Genomic DNA, 24832 nt, shown 5'->3' on the forward strand with positions numbered 1-24832 from the left:
CCATGGATCTTGGACTGAAGGACCGGGTGTACGTCCTCACCGGCGCGAGCCGCGGACTGGGCTACGCCACCGCCCGTGAACTCGTGGCCGACGGGGCGAAGGTGGTCGTCTCCGGCCGGGACGGGGCCGGCGCGGCGGCGGCCGCCGGGGCGCTGGGCCCCGACGCCGTCGGCGTGGCCGCGGACAACGCCGACCCGGAGACGGCCGGGCGGCTCATCGCCACCGCGCGGGAGCGCTTCGGCCGCTTCGACGGCATCCTCGTCAGCGTCGGGGGCCCGCCGCCGGGCTCGGCCGCGGACACCACCGACGCCCAGTGGAAGGCCGCGTTCGACTCCGTCTTCCTGGGCGCGGTGCGCATGGCGCACACGGCCGCCGCGGAACTGACCGAGGGCGGGGTGATCGGCCTGGTCCTGTCGGGGTCGGTCCGCGAACCGATCCCCGGCCTCACCGTCTCCAACGGACTGCGCCCGGGCCTTGCGGGGTTCGCGAAGTCGCTGTCCCTGGAGGTGGGCCCGCGCGGCATCCGCGTGGTGGGCCTGCTCCCCGCCCGGATCGACACCGACCGCGTCCGCGAACTGGACGCGGCGTCGGGCGACCCGGAGGCCGCCAAGGCCCGCCACTCGGCGGCGATCCCCCTGCGCCGCTACGGCACCCCCGAGGAGTTCGGCAGGTCGGCGGCGTTCCTGCTGTCACCCGCGGCCTCCTACCTGACGGGCCTGATGCTCCCGGTGGACGGCGGGGCGCTCCACGCGATCTGAGGGGAGCGGGAGGGAGGCGGCACGGTCCCGGCCGGGCGCATGGGCGCTCCGCGCCGCGCGCGGGCCGCGCCGTGCGATGCGGCGCGAGCCCCGGGCCCCCGCCCGATGCCGCGCCGGGCCGGGCCGGGCCGGGCCGCGAAGGGAAGCCACAGCCCGCCCGGCGCCGGGCGCTTCCCACCCACCCGAGCCGCTCCGTGCCGGAGCGTTCGCCTCACCGGCGAGCGACCGGCGGGAGCCGCAACCAGACTCGGCCCGGGATCAGGCGCGTCCGCAGGACGCCGTGCCGAGCCCCTCTCAGCCCACCCGCTGGGGCCGGTGGCGGAGGACGCCCAGGCGGACCTTCGCCGGGAGATGTTCGATTCCCGCCGACTCGCGGGCGTGCGTCAGCGCCTCGGCGTCCAGGTGGCGGAGGGCCTCCGCCGGGGACGCGTGCGGGGAGAGCGTCAGGCCGACGCGTGCCTCCGGTGCCGTGCGCCGGCCCCGCAGGGCCACCCGGGCCCGGTCCACCCCGTCCAGGGACTCCGCCTCCGCGGACAGCGCGTCCTCCAGCGCCCTGCCACGCACCGACACCCCTTCGCCGTCGCCGCTGTCGACGAGGACCTCGCGCAGCCGGCGCCGCCGCAGCTGGGCGAGCAGCCACCACAGGGCGAGCAGCACCACGACGGCGAGCGCCGCGATCACCCCGGGCCACCACCAGCCCTCGCCGCGCCACTTGCGGCGGTCGCCGCGGCTGAGCAGCACGTCGTGGGGCCCGTCGAAGGGCCAGGCGGAGGGGAGCGTGAAGCTCCAGCGCCGCTGGAGATCCAGGGCGCCGACGAGGACGGCGGCGCCGAGCGCCACCAGCACCACCCCGGCCAGGCCCACCAGGACCCGGTTGACGGTCCTCAGCACGGCGCGCTCACCTCTTCACCGGTCGGCGGACGGACAGGGTCAGGCGGGGCTGCCGGGCGAGCCCCAACTGCCGCAGCCCGTCGGCGAGTACGGTGTCGAGGTCGGCCCGGACCTCGGCCAGGTCGCGGAAGTGGGACCGGGCCCGCGCCCTGACCCGGCGGCGTCCGACGTCGACGCGCACGGACTGCACACCGGCGACCTCCATGGCCCGGTCCCGCAGGATCAGGGCCGCGGCCCTGCGCTCCAGCCCGGCCCGCACGTCGGGGGTGTCGCGCCGCATCGGCAGCAGGCCGCGCAGCCCGGGGGTGAGGGCGAGGAGGATCAGCCACAGGCCCGCCAGGACGGCGGCCGCCGCGCCCCCGGCGACCCAGCCGCTGTCGAGGGGGCGGGTGGCCAGCTCGTGGGCCAGCCGTCGGCGCCAGCTCATCGCCGGGCGGTGGGCGCGGACGGCGGCCACGTCGTAGAGGAGGATCCCGGCCGCGCCCAGCACGACGGCCGAGACGAGCACGGCGGGCAGCCGCCGCACCGACCAGAACCGGCCGGCCCGGCGGCTGCCGGCCGGGGCCCGCTCGTCCGCGGCCCCTTCGTCCGTGGTCCGCGGGATCTCGGGTGCCGTCCCGGGCGCGCTCACCGCACCCGCTCCCGCCCCGCGGAGAGCGTGTGCGGCGAGTGCAGCCGCTCCACCGTGACGGCCACCTCCGGCACCTCCATGCCCACCAGGGCCCGGACCCGCTCGGTGACCCGGCCGCGTACCGCGCGGCACCGGCCGCCGATGTCCGTGGGGTAGCCGAGCTCCACCGAGACCCGTACCCGGGCCGAGTCCTCGCGCACGGCCACCGTCGCGTGCGGGGGCGCGTGCTCCTCCTCCGCCGTGTCGCTCAGTGCCTCCCGCGCCGCCTGCGAAGCGATCTTCGCGACGACGCGGTCGGCGATCCGGGTCGCCCCGCGGTCAGCCGGTTCCACCACGTGCCCTCACCACACCCCTCGCACGCCTCACATACCCCACGTGTCCCACACGTCCGTCATCGACGCCGCCCGTCGCGTTCGCGCGACCGGAAGAAATCACCCGGGTCCAGATCCCCGTCCAGGAAGCGGCCCACCGTGAAACCGATGGCTCCCAGAGCGGCCACCAGCAGAAACGCGCCGAACCCGCCGAAGTATCCGGCGAATGCGAGCGCCATGCCGGCGATCATGCCGGCCACGGCCATGCTCATCGTGCGCTCCTCACTGGAGCCTCGGCTCCGGCTCCTCGTCGTCTTCCTCGTCCGGCAGCTTCACGTCGGTCACGGCGATATTGACCTCGACGACCTCCAGGCCCGTCATCCGTTCCACCGCCGAGATGACGTTTTCCCGCACCGAGCGGGCGACATCCGCGATGGCGACGCCGTAATCGACGACGATCTCCAGATCGAGCGCCGTCTGGACCTCGCCGACCTCCGCCTTGACCCCGCGCGTGACGGATTTGCCCCCACCGGGCACCCGGTCCCGCACGGCGCCGAAGGTGCGGGCGAGGCCGCTGCCCATCGCGTGCACGCCGACCACGTCCCGGGCCGCCAGTCCGGCGATCTTCTCCACGACGCCGTCGGCGACGGTCGTGCGTCCCCGGTCGGCGGGTGCGGCCGCTGTCTCCTTCTTGGCGGTATCGGTCATCGTCGTTCGCCTCTTTCCCGGAAGTGCAGGAAAACGTCAAAACGGTCACGGCTTCCTTTGACACCTTAGGTCCGTATCCCCCACCCCGCTCGGGAGATGCCGGGCGAACCACGGGCCCCGGCCGCTGTTCGAGTGAGTCGCCCGGCCGGCCGCCCCGGGGTAGGGCAGGCTGGACGGGACGGGCGCGTCCCAGGACCGCCCGGAGGACGGGAGGAGTGGGACGTGGTCGCGGACCGGTGGGCACAGGCGGTACGGCGGCAGCTGGGGCTCGGCAGGCTGCTGCCGCTGGGCGGCGCGCCGGACGGCGCCTGGATCACGGAGTCGGCGGCGGCCGGCGCCCTGCGCCGGGCGGCCCGCGAGGCGGGCGCGGGGGCCAGGTTGGAGTCGGTCCGCCTCTCCGTGGCCGACCCGGCCGCGGCGGCGCGCCCGGCGGTCCCGGCCCCGCCGAGCGCCCTGCCGCCCGGGCCCCTGCGCGTCGACGTGGACCTCCGCGCCCCGGGCGGCGTGCCCCTGCCCGTCACGGCCGACCGGCTCCGGACCGCCCTGCTGGCGGCGGGGGAAGCCCTGGGACTGGTGGTGGAGAGCGTCGACCTCCGGGTGACGGCCCTGCTGGACCCGCCGCACGAGGAGCCGGACGAAGAGGACGAGGAGCCGGACGAGGGGCCGGACGGCGCGGCGGCCGCGGAGCCGGCGGGGACGCCGGAGACGCCGGATCCCGTTGCCGCCGCCGTGCTCGCCGTCCCCGGGGTCGCGGCGCTCGCGCCGCTGCTGGGCCGCCCGGCGTCCGCCGTCCGCTACGAGGACGCCCCGGACTCCGGGTCCGCGGGCTGCCACGTCCGGGTCGACATCGCCGTGGCCCCTCCGTGGCGCGCCCTCGACGTGGCCCTGGCGGTCCGCGCGGCGGCCACGCGGGCGGCCGGGAAAAAGGGGCTGACGGTGGCGGTCGTGGTCACGCACTACGGCGCGTACGCCCCTGAATAACTGTGCGATATACAGCGGCTAAGCTGCCGAGGATCTTGACGAGACTCGGACAAGCGGGGCCGCGGTGAGTACGCGCGCCCCGTGAGGGGGCACGCCTCATGGCGCACAGGAACCAGCAGCGGAACCGGCGGAACCAGGCGCCGTCGGCCGAGGGAAACGGCTGTCTGGTGTTCGTGGGCACCGCGCGGGCACGGGCCGCGGCCATCTTCGCGACCCCGGGCGACGAGCGGGTCATGGACCCCCGTATCGACCGCGTCCAGAAGTGGCGGGCCGTCGTCGGCGCCGCGAGCACGTTCCTGCTGGTGTGGACCTACGGCGTCGAGGGCGGCTGGAGCGAGGTCCTGGAGGACGGGGTCACCAAGCTCTTCCTGGCGCCGGTGCTCCTGATACTCGTCGGCCCGCTCGTCATCGCCGGCTTCATCTGGTACGCGCCGCCGGAGCACCGCCCCGCGCTGCGCTCCCGGCTGCGCTCCCCGCTCAAGGCCGTGGGCTGGTACGTGGGCATACCCGTCGGCGGCGCCGCCCTGCTGTTCGGGGCGGCCCAGCTGGCGGCGGCGCTGAACAGCGTCCAGTACGTCCTGAGCGTGCTGCTCTACCTGGGCATCGCCGTGGTGGGCATCCCCTTCGCCCTCTGGGTGCTGGCCTTCTTGTTCTTCGCGTCGGGATCCGCCGCCCGGTACGCCTTCAACACCGCCGACGTGCACGCCGCGCTCCCGGCGCTGCTCACCGTCGTGCTGGTCTGGGTACTCAACCTCGTCTCGCTCGGCGACGGGCTGCCGAACGGCCCCGCCACCGTGAAGATCGCCGCGTTCCTGGGCGGCCCGCTGTCCGTGACGGCCGTGTCCTGGTGGGAGCTGCACGTGCTGCGCACCCGCCACGGCGTGCGCGTACGCGGCTGAGCCGGGCGAACGCCGAGCCGGGGGACGCCGCGCGCACGGCGCCCGCCCGGCCCGGGCGGTTACTCGCCGAGGCCCGCGAGGTCCCGCAGGCGGCGGGCCTGGGCCGCGCGCTCGGCGGTGCGCTGGGCCTCGTAGGTACGGCCCGCGGCGTCCCGCAGCAGGGCCTTGGTCTCGATGACCGCGTCACGCGGGGCGGCCAGCAGGGCCGCCGTCAGGTCCCGCACGGCGCCGTCGAGCTCCGCGGCGGGGACGACCAGATTGGCGAGGCCCGTGCGCTCGGCCTCCTCCGCGTGGACGAAGCGGCCCGTCGCGCAGATCTCCAGCGCGCGGGCGTAGCCGACCAGCGACAGCAGCGGGTGCGTGCCGGTGAGGTCGGGGACCAGGCCCAGGCTGGTCTCGCGCATCGCGAACTGCACATCGTCCGCGCAGACGCGCAGGTCACAGGCGAGGGCGAGCTGGAAGCCCGCGCCGATGGCATGGCCCTGCACCGCGGCGATGGAGATGATGTCGTTCCGCCGCCACCAGGTGAAAGCCTCCTGGTACGTGGCGATCTCGGCGTCGAGGGCCTCGTCCTCGCCCCGTGCCAGATCCAGGAAGGACGGCTCGCCCTCGAAGCCCTCGGGGGTGAACGCCTGCCGGTCGAGACCCGCGGAGAAGGACTTGCCTTCGGCGCGGAGCAGCACGACCCGCGCGCTGCCCGGCAGCTGCCGTCCGGCCTCGGCCAGCGCCCGCCACAGCGCGGGCGACTGAGCGTTGCGCTTGGCGGGGTTGGCGAGGGTGACGGTGGCCACCGCGTCATCCACGGTGAGCTGTATGCCGTCCTGGTCGAGCAGGATTTCGGGGGCGGTCATCAGGGCTCCGATCGGCTTCGGTAGCGGCTGCAGTCGACTTAAGTTAACTGCACAGTAACCACCCGGTCGACTGCTCGACCGACCGGGTGGCACTGTCCGCTCCGACGGTGCCCTGGGGATTGCGTGGCGTCAGGCCGAGGCGGCCTTCTTGCCGCGCGTCGCTCCGCCGCGACCCCGGAGGATCACGCCGGATTCACTGAGCATCCGGTGAACGAAGCCGTAGGAGCGGCCGGTCTCTTCGGCCAGCGCCCTGATGCTCGCACCGGAGTCGTACTTCTTCTTCAGGTCTGCCGCGAGCTTTTCGCGCGCGGCGCCGGTTACCCGGCTGCCCTTCTTCAGAGTCTCGGCCACCCGTGCCTCCTCATGGGAGATGCGCCTCTTGTCTCTCATGATCACCCCTACACGGCCTCCTGGCCACCCATTCGACAAGGTCGATGGGATGACGTTTCCGCGATTTCCGGCCGTGACAGCGCCTGGAGCAGGCAATTCCGAACTGTCGAGCTCGTACGGCCGTCCGGGTGGCGGGGTGAAGAAGCAGGTCAGACGGGGCACCCGGGCCCGGACATACGAACGCCCCGGCGCATGGCACGGGGCGTACGCCGGGGCGGTCCACGGCATCGCGGTACGAGCCGTACTCACTCAGATGATGGATCACGCATCGGCTGAATGATCGGGAGAGCACTGATCAAGCGAGGGCGACCAGGTCCGCGTAGTCCGGGCCCCACAGGTCTTCCACGCCGTCGGGGAGCAGGATGATGCGCTCCGGCTCCAGCGCGTCGACGGCGCCCTCGTCGTGCGTCACCAGCACCACGGCGCCCTTGTAGGTGCGCAGCGCGCCCAGGATCTCCTCGCGGCTGGCGGGGTCGAGGTTGTTGGTGGGCTCGTCCAGGAGGAGGACGTTGGCCGAGGAGACCACGAGGGTGGCCAGGGCCAGCCGGGTCTTCTCGCCGCCGGAGAGCACCCCGGCCGGCTTGTCGACGTCGTCGCCGGAGAAGAGGAAGGAGCCCAGCGTCTTGCGGACCTCGACGAGGTCGAGATCCGGCGCGGAGGAACGCATGTTCTCCAGGACGGTGCGGTCCGGGTCGAGCGTCTCGTGCTCCTGGGCGTAGTAGCCGAGCTTGAGGCCGTGGCCGGGGGTGACCTCGCCGGTGTCGGGCTTCTCCGCACCGGCCAGCAGGCGCAGCAGGGTCGTCTTGCCGGCGCCGTTGAGGCCGAGGATGACGACGCGGGAGCCCTTGTCGATGGCCAGGTCGACGTCGGTGAAGATCTCCAGCGAGCCGTAGGACTTCGACAGGCCCTCGGCGGTGAGCGGGGTCTTGCCGCAGGGCGCGGGGTCGGGGAAGCGCAGCTTGGCGACCTTGTCGGAGGCCCGGACGGCGTCCAGGCCGGCGAGCAGGCGCTCGGCGCGCTTGGCCATGTTCTGCGCGGCGACGGTCTTGGTGGCCTTGGCGCGCATCTTGTCGGCCTGCGAGTTCAGGGCCGCGGCCTTCTTCTCGGCGTTCTGGCGCTCGCGCTTGCGGCGCTTCTCGTCGGCCTCGCGCTGCTGCTGGTAGAGCTTCCAGCCCATGTTGTAGACGTCGATCTGGGACCGGTTGGCGTCCAGGTAGAAGACCTTGTTGACGACGGTCTCGACCAGGTCGACGTCGTGGGAGATCACGATGAAGCCGCCGCGGTAGGTCTTGAGGTAGTCGCGCAGCCAGGCGATCGAGTCGGCGTCGAGGTGGTTGGTGGGCTCGTCGAGGAGCAGGATGTCGGCGTCGGAGAAGAGGATCCGGGCCAGCTCGACGCGGCGGCGCTGGCCGCCGGAGAGGGTGTGCAGCGGCTGGGCGAGGATCCGGTCGGGCAGGCCCAGGCTGGCGGCGATGGTCGCGGCCTCCGCCTCGGCGGCGTAACCGCCCTTGGTCAGGAACTCCGTCTCCAGGCGCTCGTACTTCTTCATGGCCTTCTCGCGCGTGGCGCCCTTGCCGTTGGCCATGCGGTCCTCGTTCTCCCGCATCTTGCGCAGGACCTCGTCGAGGCCGCGCGCGGAGAGGATGCGGTCCCGGGCGAGGACGTCGAGGTCACCGGTGCGCGGGTCCTGCGGCAGATAGCCGACCTCACCGGAACGGGTGATGGTGCCGCCGGCAGGCATGCCCTGGCCGGCGAGGCACTTGGTGAGGGTGGTCTTGCCGGCGCCGTTGCGGCCGACGAGCCCGATGCGGTCGCCCTTGGCGATACGGAAGGACGCGGACTCGATGAGGATGCGGGCGCCGGCGCGCAGCTCGATGCCGGAGGCGGTGATCACGGGTATTACTCCTGGCGGGCCTGAAGAAGGTGGACGGCGGTGGGGGCGGGGGAACTGCCGCGCGCGGGCGCGCCCTGCGAGGGGCGGGGGCGTGGCGGGCCGACGCCGTCTAATGCACGAGGAGGAATGCCATACGGACCAGTCTAACGGTGGAGCGCAAGCCGCTTTCCGGGGGCGGCGGCAGGGGGGCTCCTCGATACTCGGGGTGGGAAGGCGGTGGGCGGATGCAGTTCGACGACGACGCGGACCTGGACACCTCCCAGGTCCAGGACCGGCGCGGCGGCCGCATCCCGGGCGGCGGCGCGACCGTCGGCGGCGGCATCGTGGGGCTGGTGGCCCTGGTGCTGGGCCTGTTCTTCGGCGTCGGCCCGCAGGAGCTGGGGCTGACCTCCGAACCCGCTCCCGCGGCCACCTCCAGCACGGACAGCCAGGTCTCCCGGCAGTGCCGCACCGGCCGGGACGCCGAGACCAAGGACGACTGCCGGACCGTCGCCGTGGTCAACAGCGCCCAGTCCTTCTGGGAGCGGGAATTCGCGCGCCGCTCCCGGACGTACACCCCCGCGTCGACCGTGCTCTTCACCGGGCGGGTCGGCACCGCCTGCGGCACGGCGACCTCGGCTGTCGGGCCCTTCTACTGCCCCGCCGACCGGAAGGTCTACCTTGACCTGGGGTTCTTCGGGGAGCTGCGGTCGAAGTTCGGGGCGAGCGGCGGCCCGTTCGCCCAGGCGTACGTGATCGCCCACGAGTACGGGCACCACGTCCAGAACCTCATGGGCACCCTCGGCCGCTCGCAGGACCGGCGCACCGGCGCCGGGAGCAACGCGGTCCGCACCGAGCTGCAGGCCGACTGCTACGCCGGGGTGTGGGCCAGGCACGCCACCACGACGCCCGAGAAGTCCACCGGGCGGCCGCTGCTCAAGACGCTGACGCAGGCGGACATCGACGACGGCCTGTCCGCGGCCGCCGCGGTGGGCGACGACCGGATCCAGGAGAAGTTCCAGGGCCGCGTCACACCGGAGAGCTGGACGCACGGCTCGGCCACGCAGCGTCAGCAGTGGTTCTCCACCGGCTACACCACGGGGGACACGGCGCGCTGCGACACCTTCCGCTGACCGCCCGACCCGCACCGGCACGCCCCGCCCACCGAAGGAGCGATCACCATGACAGGCCACCGGCCCGGCGCACCGACCGTCTACCCGACGCTGCTGTACCGCGACGCGAAGGCGGCGATCAAGCAGCTCACCGAGGCCTTCGGCTTCACCCGTGCCGCCCTCTACGAGAGCGAGGAGGGCCAGGTGCTGCACGCCGAGCTCGCGCACGGCAACGGCATGGTGATGATCGGCTCGAAGGGCGGCAGGGGGGTGTTCGCCGAGGCGATGGCGGCGGGCGGACCGACCGGGGTGTACGTCCTCGTCGAGGACGTGGACGCGCACTACCGGCAGGCCCGGGAGCACGGCGCGGACATCCTCGCGCCGCCGACCGACCAGGACTACGGGGCGCGGGACTACATGGCCCGGGACATCGAGGGCAACATCTGGAGCTTCGGCACGTACTCCCCTTCGGGGTGACCTGTCGATTTCGGGGTGATCTGTTCGTTTGCCGCCGGGGCCTGCCGGCAGCTCTTCAGCTGCGGGCCGTCGTGGCCGCCTGCGGCGGCGGGCGCCCTGCGGGCGCGTCCTCAATCGCCGGACGGGCTGGTTTCGGCTGAGCTCAGCCACATCAGCCCGTCTGGGGGCACCTCCCAGCGGTAGCTGGGGGAGATTGAGGACACCGCCGCGCAGCGATGGTGCGCGCTACGCCCCGCCCATGTGGACCTGGAACGCCGCCCTGCGCACCGCCTTGGCCAGGGCCGGGTCCGGGTGGGCGGCGGCCAGGGCGACGAGGACCTGCACCGTGCGGGGATGGCCCACCGCCCGGACCTCCTCCAGCAGGCCCGGCACGGTGCCCTGCACGGCCGAGTCGAGGTGGCGGACGAGCAGCCGGCTCTCGCCGTGGTCGGCGACGGCCGCCGCGGTGTCCACCCACAGCCAGGTGGCCTCCTCGCGGGTGAGGACCTCCGCCGCCTGCTCCGCGTCGCGCCCTTCGTGCTCGGCGAGCCAGAGCAGGGCGTAGGGGCGCAGGCAGGGTTCGTCGGCGGCGGCCCGGACGGCGGGCTCGGCCGGGGCGCCGACGGCGCGCAGCGCCTCGAAGGCCAGGCCGCGCACGAGCGCGTCGTCGCCGCGGGCGGCGTCGAGGAGCTCGCCGAGGGCGCTGCGCACGGGCCGGGCGGCGAGCCAGGCCCGGTACTCGGCGCGGGCCGGGCCCGGGGTGAGGTCGGCGCAGCCGCGCAGCATGGCCTCGGCGGACAGCTCGATGTTCCCGGCCGGGCTCTGGGCGGCGACGCAGATCTGTTCGAGCTTGACCCACACCGCCCAGTTGCCCAGCGGGGTCAGCAGGGCCTCGCGGGTGTCGCCGGGCGCGGCCGGGTCGCCGTCGCGCATGACGAGCGCGCCGACGGAGGCGAGCCCGGACAGCGCCCAGTCCAGGAGCCCGGCGAGCGGGTCGGGCCCGTCCGGGGCCGGGGCGGGGGCGGGGGCCGGGGGCTGGGCGTCGTAGGGGACCTCGCAGCGTTCGGCGCGGATCTCGGCGACGCGCTGCTGGAGGAGGTCGAGGAGCATGGCGACGGAAACGGGGCCGGCCGACAGGTGCATGACGGACAGCAGCTGGGGGGCGGCCTCCACGACCTCGGCTGCGATCGTCGCGTCGGTGCCGTCGGGGGCGGGGTGGGCGAGGGACCAGGCGTCGAAGAGGGCGACCCAGCCGCGGAGCACGGCGCCGTCGTCGCGGTCCCACGCCTGCAGGCGCCAGCCGGGGCGCGCGGTGTCGCCGTGGAACTCGATGAGGCCGGCGAGGCGCGAGCGGTCCCAGTCGGACCGCACCTGCCGGACCGTCAGCCCCAGGGCGGCGGCGGCCCGCTCGGCGCCCTCCGCGGAGAGCCCGCCGGTCGCGCCGGGGCGCAGGGCGGTGCCGCGGCCCCGCTCGGCGGCGGCCCAGCGGGCCACGAGGACCGCCCCGGTGAGGCCGCATCTGGCCTGCCGGGCGAGTTCCGCCGGTGCCGGGGTGCCCGCCGGCGGGCGGGGCGCCGGGCGGGAGCCTCGGTTCGCCACGGCCCGGCGGGCAGCGGCGATCGGCTGTTGAGGGACCAGTCTGAGCCGGGAGTCGCGCGGAGTACGGGACGTCACAGGAGCAGTCTTGCCGTTGACGCTCCGAAAACCCAATCGGAATCATTGGTCGCACCATCCGGTTGCCGCCGGAAGGGCCGCTGAAGAGGGCCGCACAGGCCCGGAACGGGGTCACATCAGGGGCGTCAGGAACCGCCGCAGGGCCTCTTCGTAAGCGGCCGGATTGACGTTCCACATGGCGCCGTGCGAGGCGTGCCGCACGGCGCGAAGGTGGATCAGTTCCGGTCTGCGGGCGACGAGTTCACGGGAGTGCGCCCAGGGCGCGAGGGTGTCGTCCGGGCCGTGCACGAGCAGGACGGGGACCGTCAGCCGGGAGAGGTCGGCGGCGGCCACTAGTCCGGCGGGGTCCAGACCGGTGCGGGCCTGGGCGGCGCGGACCGCAAGCGGAATCAGCGGGGCCGGAACGCCGCGGTGGGCCGCGCAGGCGCGGACGAGGGCCGGCCAGTGCAGGACCGGGGAGTCCAGCACCACGCCCGCGACCCGTGGCGCCAGGGCCGGGTCCACGGCGGCCAGCAGGGCCATGGTGGCGCCCGTGGACCAGCCGTGCAGGACGATGCGGCGGGCCCCGTAGCGCATCGCGTAGCGGACGGCGGCGTCCACGTCGCGCCACTCGGCGGCGCCGAAGCGGCTGATGCCGTCGGGGGCTCGGGGGGCGCCCACGTCGCCGCGGTAGGCGAGGTCCAGGACGGGCAGCCGCATCCGGTGCAGGAACGGCATGACGACCATGGGGTGCTCGCGGGTGGTGCCCAGGCCGTGGACGGTGATCACCCAGGTGTCCCGGTCGCCGGGCACGAACCAGGCGGGCAGGGGGCCGAGCTCGCCGGGTATCTCGACGTCGGCGTGGTCGAGGCCGAGCGCGTCACGGGGGTTGCCGGCGTGGACCTGCGGGGTGAGCCGGACGTGGGCGCCCGGCTCCAGGACGCCGTGGGTGACGCTCACCAGGCGGCGGACGACGCAGTCGGCGGGGTGCGGGACGTCGGCGACGGGCCCGACGACGGCGTGCAGGCCGCGCGCGGTGAGTCCGTAGGTCCCGGCCCGCCCGGCGGCGATGGAGCGGGTGAGGGTGACCGTGCCGGCGCCGGTGGCGTGCACCGTGAGCTGCGGGGCGTCCGGCAGGGGGCGGCCGGGGCGGGGCCGCAGGGCAGGGTCGGCGGCGTACCGTCCGGCCGCCACCGCGCCCGCTCCGGCACCCAATACCGTCGTGGCGGCCAGGGCCGCCGCTCTTGCCGGGTGCATCCCTTCCAGTGTGGGCGCGCGGGGCGGCGGTGGCCAGTGGGCGTGGGGGTTCCCGGGCGGCTGCGGGCGGGCGGGTCAGGGGCAGCGCTGCCCGTAGCCGCGCAGCTTCGCGGAGACCTCGTCGAGCTGGGCGCGGCTCAGCAGGGACGGGGTGCGGCCGGGGACGGCCGAGGCCGTGAGCCAGAGGCGGCACATCCACTCCAGCTGGGCGGTGCGGTCGTACGCCTGGTCGAGCGTGGTGCCGTGGGTGAGGGTGCCGTGGTTGCGCAGGAGGCAGCCGCTGCGGCCCTCCAGGGCCGTGAGCAGGTGGCGGGCCAGCTCCTCGCTGCCGTAGAGCGCGTAGTCGGCGACGCGGACCGGGCCGCCGAGGGCGGCGGCCATGTAGTGGATGAGCGGCAGTTCCTCGACGAGGGTGGAGACGGCCGTGGCGTGGACGGCGTGGGTGTGGACGACGGCCGCGGCGTCGGTGGAGCGGTAGACGGCCAGGTGCATGGGGAGCTCGCTGGTGGGCACGAGCTCGCCGAGGACCTGCCGGCCGTCGAGGTCGACACCGACGGCGTCCTCGGGGCCGAGCCGGTCGTAGGGGACCCCGCTGGGGGTGACAAGAACGACATCGCCGACCCGGGCGGAAACATTGCCCGAGGTGCCCACCACGAGCCCTTCGGCCGTGGTGCGCCGGGCGGTGGCCACGATCTCGTGCCAGGCCCGCCGCAGTTCCTGTTCGGTCATCGCTGCACCCCTCCGGTTGGCGTCACCACTGCGCCCGTCCCAGTTCACCTTCCGTTCACCAAGGGTCCCTACGGTCGCCGCTGTACTGACCATCGAGCTGATTGCCTGGGTGAATGGAACACATCACGCTTCTCATCGGGATCGTGATCGTCACGGCCTTGGTGTTCGACTTTACGAACGGCTTCCACGACACGGCCAACGCCATGGCCACCACTATCTCCACCGGGGCGCTCAAGCCCAAGACCGCGGTGGCCATGTCGGCCGTACTCAATCTCGTCGGCGCGTTCCTGTCCGTGGAGGTCGCGGCGACGATCTCCAAGGGCATCGTCGACGAATCAGGCATCCGGCCGGAGATCATCTTCGCCGGACTGGTCGGCGCGATCGTCTGGAACCTGCTCACCTGGCTGGCGGGCCTCCCCTCCAGCTCCTCGCACGCGCTGTTCGGCGGCCTGATCGGCGCGACCATCGCCTCGGTGGGCACGGACGCCGTCCACGGTGACGCCGTCGTCATGAAGGTCCTCATCCCCGCCCTCGTCGCCCCGGTCGTGGCCGGCCTGGCGACCGTGCTGGCGACCCGGCTGACGTACCGCCTGGCGCGCAACACCGACCCCGAGGCCAGCGCCAGGGGTTACCGCGCCGGGCAGATCGCCTCGGCCGGCCTGGTCTCCCTCGCCCACGGCACCAACGACGCCCAGAAGACCATGGGCATCATCACCCTCGCCCTGATCTCCGGCGGCGCCCTGGGCGCGGACGCCGACCCGCCGATGTGGGTCATCGCCTCCGCCGGCATCGCCATCGCGCTCGGCACCTACCTCGGCGGCTGGCGCATCATCCGCACCCTGGGCAAGGGCCTCGCCGACATCCAGCCTCCGCAGGGCTTCGCCGCCCAGACCGGCGCCGCCGTCACCATCCTGGCCTCCTCCCACATCGGCTTCGCGCTTTCCACCACCCAGGTCTGCTCGGGCGCCGTCATGGGTGCGGGCAAGGGCCGCAAGGGCGGCGTGGTGCGCTGGTCCACCGCCGGCCGCATGATCGCCGCCTGGGGCCTGACCCTCCCGGCCGCCGGCCTCGTCGGCGCCGGCGCCGCCCTCCTCGCCGACCAGGGCGACTGGGGCGTCGCGGCCGTCGCGGTGCTCGCCGTCGCCACCTGTGGCGCGATCTGGCTGGCCTCGCGCCGCAAGCCCGTGACGCACGACAACGTCAACGAGCTCGACGCTGTGCACGCCGAGCCCGCCAGTGTCGTCACCGCCGCCCTCCAGGCCGTCGCCCCGCCGCCGGCCGGGCTCATCCCGGCCCAGGCCGCCCCGGCTCCCCGCGAGCCCGAGCGCACCCCGGCCGCCGCGACCGGCTGACGCCGGACCAGCCAGCCTTAAGGAAGAACGCAATGAACATCGACTGGGCAGCTCTCGGCCAGGTCTTCGGCGTCAGTCTCGTCGTCACCGTCGCGATGGTGGGCGTCTTCACCCTCGGCATCGTCGGCACGTCCCGCAAGCCCCAGGGCACGCGGGACGGCGCCGCCGGCGCAATAGCGGCCGGCACGGCGCCGACCGCGGTGGCGCGCACCGGCGCGTACGCCTGCTTCGCGCTGTGCGCGGCGGCCGTCGCGTACGGCATCTACCTCATCGTCGCCTGATCGTCCGATCCACCTCGCCGCCGGCTGATCGTCCGCCGGCGGCGGTCCGCCCACGGCCCGGGCGGCCGGCCGCAGGTCACACGTGAGTTGACGGCCGTTCACGGCCCGTGGTGGACTTCCGGGGCCAAACGGCGACAGCAGAGGAAGCCGGTGCGAGTCCGGCGCGGTCCCGCCACTGTCACCGGGGAGTGTCCCCCCACCGAGGGCCACGGTCACCGTCAGGGGGCCGGAAGGCCGGGGGCGGCGCCGATCCGGGAGCCAGGAGACTCTGGTCGCCGGTCACGTCGAACCAGGGCGCGGACCCTGAGTGAGGACACATCGCCATGCCCGGCTGCCGCCGACCACTGCCCCGCGCGTCCCGTGTTCCCCTCCGGGGCGCGGCCTTTCCCCTCCGGGGCACGACGGCGGTCTGATCCGATGCGCGCCGATCACTTCGGTTTCGCGTGCGGTGCCGCCCTCGGCTTCCTCGGCGACCTGGCCCTCGGCGACCCGCGCCGCGGCCACCCCGTGGCCGCGTTCGGCCGGGCCGCGCACGCCGTCGAGCGGCGCCTGTGGCGCGACCACCGCGGCCACGGCGCCCTGCACACCCTGGTGTGCGCGGGCGGCGCCGCCGCGGCCGGGGCGCTGCTGGCCCGCGCCGCCCGCACCTCCCCCCGCGCGGACATCGCGCTGACCGCCGCCGCCACCTGGGCGGTGCTGGGCGGCACCTCGCTGGGCCGGGAGGCCCGCGCCATCGGGGGCGCGCTCGCCGCCGGGGACCTGGACGTGGCCCGGGAGCGGCTGCCGCACCTGTGCGGGCGGGACCCGCAGGCGCTGGACGGGCAGCAGATCGCCCGCGCGGTCGTGGAGTCCGTCGCGGAGAACACCTCCGACGCCGTGGTGGGCGCCCTCGTGTGGGGCGCCCTCGCCGGGGTTCCCGGGCTGGTCGGCTTCCGTGCCGTCAACACCCTGGACGCCATGGTGGGCCACAAGTCGCCGCGCTACCGGCGCTTCGGCTGGGCCTCGGCCCGGCTCGACGACGTCGCCGGCTGGCCCGGCGCCCGCCTCACCGCCGTCCTCGCCGCCGTCGCCGGGCCCGACCCGCGCGGCGCGTGGCGGGTGGCCCGGCGGGACGCCCGGCTGCACCCGAGCCCCAACGCCGGCCCGGTCGAGGCGGCCTTCGCCGGTGCGCTCGGCGTCCGCCTCGGCGGCACGCTCGCCTACGCGGGCCGGGTGGAGCACCGGCCGGTCCTGGGCGCGGAGCTGCGGCCCGTGGAGAGCGCCGACATCGAGCGCGCGGTGCGGCTCTCGCGCCGGGTGGCGCTGCTGGCGCTCGGCACGGCGGTGGCCGGCCGTGCGCTGGGCAGCCTTGTCAGCAGGACCGTCAGAACGAGGAGGAGCCGGTGACAGCCGACGGGAGCGGGCCCGCGGGCCCGCTGGGCGGGGGCCTGCTGGTGGCCGGGACGACCTCGGACGCGGGCAAGAGCGTGGTGACGGCCGGGATCTGCCGCTGGCTGGTCCGCAAGGGCGTCAAGGTCGCGCCGTTCAAGGCGCAGAACATGTCGCTGAACTCCTTCGTCACCCGGGAGGGCGCGGAGATCGGCCGGGCCCAGGCCATGCAGGCGGCCGCGGCGCGCGTCGAGCCGTCCGCGCTGATGAACCCCGTCCTCCTCAAGCCCGGCAGTGACCGCAGCAGCCAGGTGGTGCTGATGGGCAAGCCGGTGGGCGAGCTGAGCGCGCGCGGCTACTTCGGTGGCCCCGGGGCGCCGTCGGGCGCCTCGCCGTACGAGGGGCGGCGGGAAGCGCTGCTCGGCACGGTGACGGAGTGCCTGGAGGAACTGCGGCGCACCCACGACGCGGTGATCTGCGAGGGCGCGGGCAGCCCGGCCGAGATCAACCTGCGGCGCACGGACATCGTCAACATGGGCATCGCGCGCGCCGCGCGGCTGCCGGTCGTCGTGGTCGGCGACATCGACCGCGGCGGGGTCTTCGCCTCCTTCTTCGGCACGACGGCACTGCTGTCGCGGGCGGACCAGGAGCTGATAGCGGGGTACCTGGTCAACAAGTTCCGCGGCGACGTGTCGCTGCTGGAGCCGGGCCTGGACATGCTGCGCGATCTGACCGGCCGTCCGACGGTCGGCGTGCTGCCGTACGCGCACGGGCTCGGCATCGACGAGGAGGACGGCCTGCGCGTCTCTCTGCGCGGCGCGGTCCGGGAGTCGGTGGTCGCGCCGCCGCACGGCGCGGACGTGCTGCGGGTCGCGGTCTGCGCGGTGCCGCTGATGTCGAACTTCACGGATGTGGACGCGCTGGCCGCCGAACCGGGGGTGGTGGTGCGCTTCGTGGACCGCCCGGAGGAGCTCACCGACGCGGACCTGGTGATCGTGCCGGGCACGCGCGGCACGGTGCGGGCGCTGGCGTGGCTGCGCGAGCGGGGCCTGGCCGACGCGCTCGCCCGCCGCGCGGCGGAGGGCCGCCCGGTGCTGGGCATCTGCGGCGGCTTCCAGGTGCTGGGCGAGCGCATCGAGGACGAGGTCGAATCGAAGGCGGGGACGGTGGCGGGCCTCGGCCTGCTGCCGGTGCGGGTGCGGTTCGCGGCGGAGAAGACCCTGGCCCGGCCGGTGGGCCGGGCGCTCGGCGAACCGGTCGAGGGCTACGAGATCCACCACGGCGTCGCGGAGGTCCTGGGCGGTGACGAGCCGTTCCTGGACGGCTGCCGGGTCGGTGCCGTGTGGGGCACGCACTGGCACGGCTCGCTGGAGAGCGACGGCTTCCGGCGGGCGTTCCTGCGGCGCGTCGCGGAGGCGGCGGGCCGGGCGTTCGTGCCCGCGCCCGACACGTCCTTCGCCGCGCTGCGCGAGGAACAGCTGGACCGGCTGGGGGATCTGATCGAACAGCACGCGGACACGGATGCGCTGATGCGCTTGATCGAGGGCGGGGTGCCGGCGGGGTTGCCGTTCATACCGCCGGGGGCGCCGTCTCCGCCTGCGCGGGGCGATCAAAGCGCGGACCGTCGTGACCGGCTCACCCCCGCCGGCGTGGGGCACAGCGGGACTCCGTCAGACCCGGCGGTCACTGACGCAGCCAGTCGAATCGATTCCCTCGAAGGGGGTAATGCCTGATGGCCTCGGCCACCTATCCGTTCACCGCGATCGTCGGCATGGACGACATGCGGCTGGGCCTGTTGCTCAACGCCCTCTCGCCGTCCATCGGCGGCGTGCTCGTACGGGGTCAGAAGGGCACGGCCAAGACGACGGCGGTCCGCAGCCTGGCCGCGTTGCTGCCCGAGGTCGTGACAGTCCCCGGCTGCCGGTTCTCCTGCGACCCCGCCGCCCCCGATCCCACCTGCCCGGACGGGCCGCACGAGGGCGGTGCTTCCGAGGCCCGCCCCGCCCGCATGGTCGAACTGCCCGTCGGCGCCTCCGAGGACCGGCTCGTGGGAGCGCTCGACATCGAGCGGGCCCTCGCCGAGGGCGTCAAGGCGTTCGAGCCGGGCCTGCTGGCAGCCGCGCACCGCGGTGTGCTGTACGTCGACGAGGTCAACCTTCTGGGCGACCACCTGGTCGACGCCCTCCTCGACGCGGCGGCGACCGGCGCCTCCTACGTCGAACGCGAAGGCGTCTCCGTCCGACACGCCTCCCGCTTCCTCCTCGTCGGCACCATGAACCCCGAGGAAGGCGAGCTCCGCCCGCAGCTCCTCGACCGGTTCGGGCTGACCGTCGAGGTCGCCGCCTCCCGGGAGACCGACGAGCGCGTCGAGGTCGTGCGCCGCCGGCTCGCCTTCGACGAGGACCCGGCCGCCTTCGCCGCCAAGTGGGCGGCCGAGGAGGACGCGCTGCGCGAGCGGATCGCCGCCGCCCGGGCGCTGCTGCCGAGCGTGCGGCTGGGTGACGGCGCGCTGCGCCGGATCGCCGCCGTGTGCGCCGGGTTCGAGGTGGACGGCATGCGCGCGGACATCGTGACCGCGCGCGCCGCGACCGCGCTGGCCGCCTGGGCGGGGCGTACGGACGTCACCACCGCGGACGTGCGGCAGGCCGCGCTGCTGTCGCTGCCGCACCGGCGCCGGCGCAACCCGTTCGACGCCCCCGGCCTGGACGAGGACAAGCTCGACGAGATCCTGCGGCAGTTCGAGGAGGACGAGCCGGAGCCGGACCCCGAGCCGGAGGACCCGGACGGCGGTCCCGGCGACGACGGCCCCGGCGGTGGCGAGCCGCCGCAGGGCGGGGACGAGCCCGGGGCCCCCGGCCGGCGCGAGGAGTCCGGCCCGCAGCAGGAGGGCCTGCCGCAGCAGCGGGAGGGCGCCGAAGAGGCCCCGCAGCAGCCGTCGGCGGACGCTTCCGGCGGCGAAGGCGCGGAGAACGGCGCGGGCGGTGCGGGCGGCGAGGCTGCCGTGGTCGCCGCGGGCGACCCCTTCCGCACCCGGAAGTTCGACGTCCCCGGTCTCGGCGAGGGCGCCGACGGCCGCCGCTCCCGGGCGCGCACCGCGCACGGCCGCACGACCGGTGCCCGCCGCCCCCGGGGCACCCTGTCCAAGCTGCACCTGGCGGCGACCGTCCAGGCGGCGGCGCCGCACCAGCGGGCGCGGGGCCGCAGCGGCCCCGGGCTCGTCGTGCGCCGCGACGACCTGCGGGAGGCCGTGCGCGAGGGCCGCGAGGGCAACCTCGTGCTGTTCGTCGTGGACGCCTCGGGGTCGATGGCGGCCCGCAAGCGGATGGGGGCCGTCAAGGGCGCGGTGCTGTCGCTGCTGCTCGACGCGTACCAGCGCCGCGACAAGATCGGCATGATCACCTTCCGGGGCGCGGACGCCGCGGTGGCGCTGCCGCCGACGTCGTCGGTGGACACGGGCGCGGCCCGGCTGGAGACGCTGCCGACCGGTGGCCGGACCCCGCTGGCCGCGGGGCTGCTGCGGGCGCACGAGGTGCTGCGGGTGGAGCGGCTGCGTGACCCCTCGCGCCGCCCGCTGCTGGTGGTGGTGACCGACGGGCGGGCCACCGGCGGCCCGGAGCCGCTGGCCCGGGCGGCGCGCGCGGCGCGGCTGCTGGCGGGCGAGGGCACGGCGTCGGTGGTCGTGGACTGCGAGTCGGGGCCGGTGCGGCTCGGGCTGGCGGGCGAGCTGGGCCGTGAGCTGCGCGGGCCCGTGGTCACGCTCGACGAACTGCGCGCGGACAGCGTCTCCGCGCTCGTAAGGACCGTACGGAACACGCACTCCAGGAGGGCCGCTTAATGCCACAGGGACAGCCGGCCGTCGTGCCCGACGACGGGCTCACCACGCGCCAGCGCCGCAACCGTCCGCTCGTCTTCGTCCACACCGGCATCGGCAAGGGCAAGTCGACGGCGGCGTTCGGGCTGGCGCTGCGGGCGTGGAACCAGGGCTGGCCGGTCGGGGTTTTCCAGTTCGTGAAGTCGGCGAAGTGGAAGGTCGGCGAGGAGAACGCGCTGCGGGTGCTCGGCGCCTCCGGCGAGGGCGGCAGCGTCGACTGGCACAAGATGGGCGAGGGCTGGTCGTGGATCCAGCGCGACGCCAAGGAGGGCGAGCTCAGCAACGAGGAGAAGGCCCGCGAGGGCTGGGAGCAGGTCAAGCGGGACCTGGCGGCGGAGCGGTACAAGCTCTACGTGCTGGACGAGTTCGCGTACCCGATGCACTGGGGGTGGATCGACACGGACGAGGTGATCTCGGTGCTGCGCGACCGCCCCGGCACGCAGCACGTGGTGATCACCGGCCGCAACGCCCCCCAGGCGCTCGTCGACTTCGCGGATCTGGTCACGGACATGTCGAAGGTCAAGCACCCGATGGACACCGGCCAGAAGGGCCAGCGGGGCATCGAGTGGTGAGTACGCACATCCCCCGTCTGGTCATCGCCGCCCCGGCCTCCGGCAGCGGCAAGACCACCGTCGCCACCGGGCTGATGCGGGCCTTCGCCGACGCCGGGCTCGCGGTGTCGCCGCACAAGGTCGGGCCGGACTACATCGACCCCGGCTACCACACGCTGGCGACAGGCCGCCCGGGCCGCAATCTGGACGCCTACATGTGCGGTCCGGAGCGGGTGGAGCCGCTGTTCCTGCACGGGGCGGCGGGCTGCGACCTCGCGGTGGTCGAGGGCGTGATGGGTCTGTTCGACGGCGCGAGCGGGCAGGGCGAGCTGGCGTCGACGGCGCACGTGGCGAAGCTGCTGCGGGCGCCGGTGGTGCTCGTCGTCGACGCGTCGTCGCAGTCGCGTTCGGTGGCGGCGCTGGTGCACGGGTTCGCCTCGTGGGACCCGGAGGTGCGCGTCGCGGGCGTCATCCTCAACAAGGTCGGGTCGGACCGCCACGAACATCTGCTGCGCGAGGCGCTGGAGGAGTCCGGTGTGCCGGTCCTGGGTGCGCTGCGGCGCGTCCCTACCGCGCACACCCCCAGCCGCCACCTGGGTCTGGTGCCGGTCGCCGAGCGCAGCGCGGAGGCGCTGGACGCGGTGGCGGCGCAGGCGGCCCAGGTGCGGGCGGGGTGCGATCTCGAGGGGCTGCTGGCGCTGGCGCGCAGTGCGCCCGCGCTGACGGCGAAGGCGTGGGATCCGGCCCACTGGGCGGGGTCCCCGGGGCCGCGTCCGGGTGGCGGCCGTCCCGTGGTGGCCGTCGCGGGCGGCGCGGCGTTCACGTTCTCGTACGCGGAGCACGCGGAGCTGCTCACGGCCGCGGGCGCCGAGGTCGTGCCGTTCGATCCGCTGCGGGACGAGGAACTGCCCGCCGGTACCGCCGCGCTCGTCATCGGCGGCGGCTTCCCCGAGGTGTACGCGCCGGAGCTGTCGGCCAACGAGCCGCTGCGCGAGGCGGTGTCCGGCCTCGCGGCGGCTGGTGCCCCGGTCGCCGCCGAGTGCGCGGGGCTCCTGTATCTGTGCCGGTCCCTGGACGGCAAGCCGATGTGCGGGGTCCTTCCGGCGGACGCCCGGATGTCCGGGCGGCTCACCCTCGGCTACCGCGAGGCCGTCGCCATCGCGGACACCCCGCTGGCCGCGGCCGGGACGCGGGTGCGCGGCCACGAGTTCCACCGCACGGTGGTGGATCCGGGCGCGGGCCCGTCCCCCGCCTGGGGGTTCACGCATCCGGAGCGCCGGGTCGAGGGCTTCGTGCGGGGCGGGGTCCACGCCTCGTACCTGCATGTCCACTGGGCGGGCGCGCCCGGTACGGCGCAGCGGTTCGTGGCGGGTGCGGTGGGCGCGGCAGGTGCCCTTCGCGCGTGAGGTCAGCCCGCGAGGCCCACGACGAGCCAGATGAACGCCACTCCGGCCACCGTGCAGGCCAGGGTGGAGCGGGCGGGGTGGTCGTGGTGGGCCTCGGGGAGGATGTCGGAGGTCGCGAGGTAGAGCAGCACCCCGCCGAAGAAGCCGAGATAGACGCCGAGGAATTGCTCCGGAAGGGTGAAGAACAGGGTCGACGCGGCTCCGGCGACGGGGGCGAGGGCGTCCGCGCCGAGCATCAGCAGGGCCCGGCGGCGGTTGTTCCCGTAGAGGTGGGCGATGGTGTAGGTGTTGAAGCCGTCCGCGAAGTCGTGGGCGATGACGGCGATGGCCACGGCGACGGCCATGCCGCTGTCCACCTGGAAGGCCGCGCCGATCGCCACTCCGTCCATGGCGCTGTGGAGGACGAGCGCGGCGGCCGCCGTGAGCCCCACCTGGGGCACGCGTTCGCCGGGGCCGATCCCGTGCCCGGCCCTGCGGACGGCGAGCAGCCGTTCGACGAGGTGGGCGGTGAGGAAGCCGAAGACGAAGCAGAGCAGCGCGGCGGGCACCCCGAAGAGCTCCCGGCCGGCGGCGTCCAGTGCCTCCGGCAGCAGGTCGAGGCCGACGACACCGAGCATCAGCCCGCCGGCGAGGCCCAGGATGAGGTGTCTGCGGTCGGTGACGCGCTGGGCGGTCCACCCGCCGAGCAGTGTCATCAGGAACGCGCCGAGGGCGACGACGACCGGCACGGGCCTCTCACCCTTCTCGCGGCGGTGCTGTCTTGTGCTGCCTGACGTCCCACCCTTACCCCAGGAGCTGCACATGGCCACTGTTCCCCCGGGCGTCCCGGTTTATGTCGGTGTGGGGGCGCGGCGGGGCGTGGGGGCGGCGGAGGTGCTCGCCCTGATCGGGTCAGCGCTGGCCGAGGCCGGGGCCGGGGCCGGGGCGGTGGTGCCGGTGGCGTTGGTGACGGCGGAGGCGAAGGCGGGAGAGCCGGGGCTGGTGGAGGCGGCGGCCCGGCTGGGTGTCCCGCTGAGGGCGTACGGCGCGGAGGCCTTGGCCGGGGTTCCGGTGCCGCATCCCTCGGGTGCCGCCCTGGCGGCCGTGGGGTCGCCGGGGGTGGCCGAGGCGGCGGCGCTGCTGGCGGCCGGGCCCGGCGGGCGGCTGGCGGTGCCGAAGAGGAAGTCGGCGCGGGCGACGTGCGCGGTGGCGCACGGAGGTGCCTGACGGGACGGGCGGGGCCGCACCGTACAGGTCCGGGCGGGCCGGGTGCGCGGATCCGGTGAACGTCTCTGCGTTGCCGCGGATCTCGTTACCGTACGGACCCGGGTGAACGCCGCCTGCGGGGCGTCAGTACCGTCGTGGGGCGGGCCCTCGCCCCACACCCTGTCAGTGTCAAGGAGAAGAGAAGGTGGCCCGCGGCCATGCACACCATCAGTGAACCCGATCTGCGCCACCACGGTGACGCCGAAGTGCGGGGTGGCGGCGCGGAGCTGACGGACCTCGCGGTCAATGTGCGCGCGGGTACGCCGCCGGTGTGGCTGCGCGAGCACCTCGCCGCGTCCCTGGACGGGCTGGCGGCCTACCCCGACGGGCGGGCGGCCCGGCGGGCGGTGGCCGCGCGGCACGGGCTGCCGGAGGAGCGGGTGCTGCTGACGGCCGGGGCGGCCGAGGCGTTCGTCCTGCTGGCCCGGGCGCTGCGGGTGCGGCGGCCGGTGGTGGTGCACCCGCAGTTCACGGAGCCGGAGGCCGCGCTGCGGGACGCCGGGCACACCGTGGAGCGGGTGCTGCTGGACGCGGCGGACGGCTTCCGCCTGGACCCGCGCGCGGTCCCGGGCGACGCGGATCTGGTGGTCGTCGGCAATCCGACCAACCCGACGTCGGTGCTGCACCCGGCGCAGTCCCTGGCCCAGTTGGCCCGCCCGGGGCGGACCCTGGTCGTGGACGAGGCGTTCATGGACGCGGTGCCGGGCGAGCGGGAGTCCCTGGCCTCCCGGACGGATCTGCCGGGGCTGATCGTGCTGCGCAGCCTCACCAAGACCTGGGGGCTGGCGGGGCTGCGCGTCGGTTACGCCCTGGCGTCGCCGGGGACCATAGCCAGGCTGGAGCGGGCGCAGCCGCTGTGGCCGGTGTCGTCCCCGGCGCTGGCGGCGGCGGAGGTGTGCAGCGCTCCCCCGGCGCTCGCCGAGGCCGCGCACGCCGCGCACCATCTCGCGGCCGACCGGGCGCATCTGGAGGCGGCGCTGGCCGGGTTCGAGGGGGTGCGGGTGTGCGGGCCGGCGGCGGGCCCGTTCCTGCTGGTGCACCTGGAGGGTGCGGCGGCCGTGCGGTCCCGGCTGCGGGGGCTGGGGTTCGCGGTCCGGCGCGGCGACACGTTCCCCGGGCTGGGCCCGGACTACCTCCGGCTCGCGGTCCGGGACCGCGCGACGACGGACCGCTTCGCGGAGGCACTGGCCAAGGCCCTGGCCGACCGCTGAGGAGCCGGTCGCCGTGCCGGGGCGGCGGCCCGGCCGGGAGCCGGCCC

At 75.0% G+C, this 24832-nt stretch carries 26 protein-coding genes and 1 riboswitch; of the genes, 14 read left to right on the forward strand and 12 right to left on the reverse strand.

Annotated features, from left to right (window positions below; genetic code table 11):
• Window positions 1-2: 2 nt before the first annotated feature.
• Window positions 3-758, forward strand: coding sequence for an SDR family oxidoreductase (locus ABZ951_RS17730; protein ID WP_361280181.1), 756 nt, complete (start codon window positions 3-5; stop codon window positions 756-758).
• A 294-nt stretch (window positions 759-1052) separates the two neighbouring features.
• On the opposite strand, the gene amaP is transcribed toward ABZ951_RS17730, so the two are convergent.
• The 5 genes from amaP to ABZ951_RS17755 are packed head-to-tail and all read right to left on the reverse strand — an operon-like array spanning window position 1053 to window position 3299.
• A complete protein-coding gene (amaP, locus tag ABZ951_RS17735) occupies window positions 1053-1649 on the reverse strand; it encodes an alkaline shock response membrane anchor protein AmaP (RefSeq protein WP_344097918.1) in 597 nt (198 codons plus the stop codon).
• Window positions 1650-1656: 7 nt separating this feature from the next.
• Window positions 1657-2253: a DUF6286 domain-containing protein gene (locus tag ABZ951_RS17740; protein ID WP_344097921.1), complete on the reverse strand. Its 597-nt coding sequence runs from the start codon at window positions 2251-2253 to the stop codon at window positions 1657-1659.
• Window positions 2254-2276: 23 nt separating this feature from the next.
• Complete coding sequence (locus tag ABZ951_RS17745) at window positions 2277-2612, reverse strand: Asp23/Gls24 family envelope stress response protein (protein ID WP_344097922.1); 336 nt, start codon at window positions 2610-2612, stop codon at window positions 2277-2279.
• A gap of 59 nt (window positions 2613-2671) precedes the next feature.
• A complete protein-coding gene (locus tag ABZ951_RS17750) occupies window positions 2672-2863 on the reverse strand; it encodes a hypothetical protein (RefSeq protein ID WP_344097919.1) in 192 nt (63 codons plus the stop codon).
• A 10-nt stretch (window positions 2864-2873) separates the two neighbouring features.
• Entirely contained in the window at window positions 2874-3299 is a 426-nt protein-coding gene (locus ABZ951_RS17755) for an Asp23/Gls24 family envelope stress response protein (RefSeq protein ID WP_344097920.1), read from the reverse strand.
• A 222-nt stretch (window positions 3300-3521) separates the two neighbouring features.
• Here ABZ951_RS17755 and ABZ951_RS17760 point away from each other — a divergent pair, with 222 nt between their 5' ends.
• Window positions 3522-4280, forward strand: coding sequence for a hypothetical protein (locus ABZ951_RS17760; protein WP_361280184.1), 759 nt, complete (start codon window positions 3522-3524; stop codon window positions 4278-4280).
• Window positions 4281-4378: 98 nt separating this feature from the next.
• Window positions 4379-5179 carry a hypothetical protein gene (locus tag ABZ951_RS17765; RefSeq protein WP_344097666.1) on the forward strand — a complete coding sequence of 267 codons (801 nt, stop codon included), beginning with the start codon at window positions 4379-4381 and terminating at the stop codon, window positions 5177-5179.
• A 59-nt stretch (window positions 5180-5238) separates the two neighbouring features.
• On the opposite strand, the gene ABZ951_RS17770 is transcribed toward ABZ951_RS17765, so the two are convergent.
• The 3 genes from ABZ951_RS17770 to ABZ951_RS17780 form a co-directional block, all read right to left on the reverse strand.
• Window positions 5239-6030 (reverse strand): enoyl-CoA hydratase/isomerase family protein, encoded by a 792-nt coding sequence (locus ABZ951_RS17770; protein ID WP_344097668.1) that lies wholly within the window; start codon window positions 6028-6030, stop codon window positions 5239-5241.
• Between the two features lie 129 nt (window positions 6031-6159).
• The gene (locus ABZ951_RS17775; RefSeq protein WP_030366669.1) at window positions 6160-6381 is read right to left on the reverse strand and encodes a helix-turn-helix domain-containing protein; all 222 of its coding nucleotides are present in this window, start codon (window positions 6379-6381) and stop codon (window positions 6160-6162) included.
• A 334-nt stretch (window positions 6382-6715) separates the two neighbouring features.
• Complete coding sequence (locus ABZ951_RS17780; protein ID WP_344097670.1) at window positions 6716-8314, reverse strand: ABC-F family ATP-binding cassette domain-containing protein; 1599 nt, start codon at window positions 8312-8314, stop codon at window positions 6716-6718.
• 224 nt (window positions 8315-8538) lie between these two features.
• Here ABZ951_RS17780 and ABZ951_RS17785 point away from each other — a divergent pair, with 224 nt between their 5' ends.
• Together ABZ951_RS17785 and ABZ951_RS17790 are read left to right on the forward strand one after the other, a co-directional pair.
• The gene (locus ABZ951_RS17785; protein WP_344097673.1) at window positions 8539-9426 is read left to right on the forward strand and encodes a neutral zinc metallopeptidase; all 888 of its coding nucleotides are present in this window, start codon (window positions 8539-8541) and stop codon (window positions 9424-9426) included.
• A 48-nt stretch (window positions 9427-9474) separates the two neighbouring features.
• Window positions 9475-9882, forward strand: coding sequence for a VOC family protein (locus ABZ951_RS17790; RefSeq protein ID WP_344097675.1), 408 nt, complete (start codon window positions 9475-9477; stop codon window positions 9880-9882).
• A 225-nt stretch (window positions 9883-10107) separates the two neighbouring features.
• On the opposite strand, the gene ABZ951_RS17795 is transcribed toward ABZ951_RS17790, so the two are convergent.
• From ABZ951_RS17795 to ABZ951_RS17805, 3 genes are all read right to left on the reverse strand, one after another.
• On the reverse strand, window positions 10108-11535 hold the full coding sequence (locus tag ABZ951_RS17795; RefSeq protein ID WP_361280188.1) for a hypothetical protein: 1428 nt from the start codon (window positions 11533-11535) through the stop codon (window positions 10108-10110).
• Between the two features lie 111 nt (window positions 11536-11646).
• Window positions 11647-12771, reverse strand: coding sequence for a hypothetical protein (locus tag ABZ951_RS17800; RefSeq protein ID WP_344097679.1), 1125 nt, complete (start codon window positions 12769-12771; stop codon window positions 11647-11649).
• Between the two features lie 75 nt (window positions 12772-12846).
• A complete protein-coding gene (locus ABZ951_RS17805) occupies window positions 12847-13500 on the reverse strand; it encodes a class II aldolase/adducin family protein (protein ID WP_344097681.1) in 654 nt (217 codons plus the stop codon).
• A 113-nt stretch (window positions 13501-13613) separates the two neighbouring features.
• Between ABZ951_RS17805 and ABZ951_RS17810 the strand changes: the two genes are divergently transcribed.
• The 7 genes from ABZ951_RS17810 (at window position 13614) to ABZ951_RS17840 (ending at window position 22329) form a co-directional block, all read left to right on the forward strand.
• Complete coding sequence (locus ABZ951_RS17810) at window positions 13614-14852, forward strand: inorganic phosphate transporter (RefSeq protein WP_344097684.1); 1239 nt, start codon at window positions 13614-13616, stop codon at window positions 14850-14852.
• Between the two features lie 32 nt (window positions 14853-14884).
• The gene (locus ABZ951_RS17815) at window positions 14885-15133 is read left to right on the forward strand and encodes a hypothetical protein (RefSeq protein WP_344097687.1); all 249 of its coding nucleotides are present in this window, start codon (window positions 14885-14887) and stop codon (window positions 15131-15133) included.
• A 139-nt stretch (window positions 15134-15272) separates the two neighbouring features.
• Window positions 15273-15402, forward strand: a riboswitch (cobalamin riboswitch).
• 148 nt (window positions 15403-15550) lie between these two features.
• Complete coding sequence (locus tag ABZ951_RS17820; protein WP_361280191.1) at window positions 15551-16519, forward strand: cobalamin biosynthesis protein; 969 nt, start codon at window positions 15551-15553, stop codon at window positions 16517-16519.
• A gap of 29 nt (window positions 16520-16548) precedes the next feature.
• Window positions 16549-18234: a cobyric acid synthase gene (locus ABZ951_RS17825; protein ID WP_344091171.1), complete on the forward strand. Its 1686-nt coding sequence runs from the start codon at window positions 16549-16551 to the stop codon at window positions 18232-18234.
• Entirely contained in the window at window positions 18234-20336 is a 2103-nt protein-coding gene (locus tag ABZ951_RS17830; RefSeq protein WP_361280193.1) for a putative cobaltochelatase, read from the forward strand. The genes ABZ951_RS17825 and ABZ951_RS17830 overlap by 1 nt, the downstream gene beginning before the upstream one ends.
• Window positions 20336-20944 (forward strand): cob(I)yrinic acid a,c-diamide adenosyltransferase, encoded by a 609-nt coding sequence (gene cobO / locus ABZ951_RS17835; RefSeq protein ID WP_344091045.1) that lies wholly within the window; start codon window positions 20336-20338, stop codon window positions 20942-20944. Before ABZ951_RS17830 ends, cobO begins: the two co-directional genes overlap by 1 nt.
• Window positions 20938-22329 carry a cobyrinate a,c-diamide synthase gene (locus ABZ951_RS17840; protein WP_344091047.1) on the forward strand — a complete coding sequence of 464 codons (1392 nt, stop codon included), beginning with the start codon at window positions 20938-20940 and terminating at the stop codon, window positions 22327-22329. The genes cobO and ABZ951_RS17840 overlap by 7 nt, the downstream gene beginning before the upstream one ends.
• Window positions 22330-22331: 2 nt before the next feature.
• On the opposite strand, the gene ABZ951_RS17845 is transcribed toward ABZ951_RS17840, so the two are convergent.
• The gene (locus ABZ951_RS17845) at window positions 22332-23057 is read right to left on the reverse strand and encodes a ZIP family metal transporter (RefSeq protein WP_344091050.1); all 726 of its coding nucleotides are present in this window, start codon (window positions 23055-23057) and stop codon (window positions 22332-22334) included.
• Between the two features lie 73 nt (window positions 23058-23130).
• Here ABZ951_RS17845 and ABZ951_RS17850 point away from each other — a divergent pair, with 73 nt between their 5' ends.
• Together ABZ951_RS17850 and cobC are read left to right on the forward strand one after the other, a co-directional pair.
• Window positions 23131-23535, forward strand: coding sequence for a cobalamin biosynthesis protein (locus ABZ951_RS17850; RefSeq protein WP_344091052.1), 405 nt, complete (start codon window positions 23131-23133; stop codon window positions 23533-23535).
• Window positions 23536-23732: 197 nt separating this feature from the next.
• Window positions 23733-24785 carry an Rv2231c family pyridoxal phosphate-dependent protein CobC gene (cobC, locus tag ABZ951_RS17855; protein WP_344091054.1) on the forward strand — a complete coding sequence of 351 codons (1053 nt, stop codon included), beginning with the start codon at window positions 23733-23735 and terminating at the stop codon, window positions 24783-24785.
• The last annotated feature ends 47 nt before the right edge of the window (window positions 24786-24832 follow it).

This window comes from Streptomyces sp. NPDC046215 (assembly GCF_040646215.1).
GTDB lineage: Bacteria > Actinomycetota > Actinomycetes > Streptomycetales > Streptomycetaceae > Streptomyces > Streptomyces stramineus.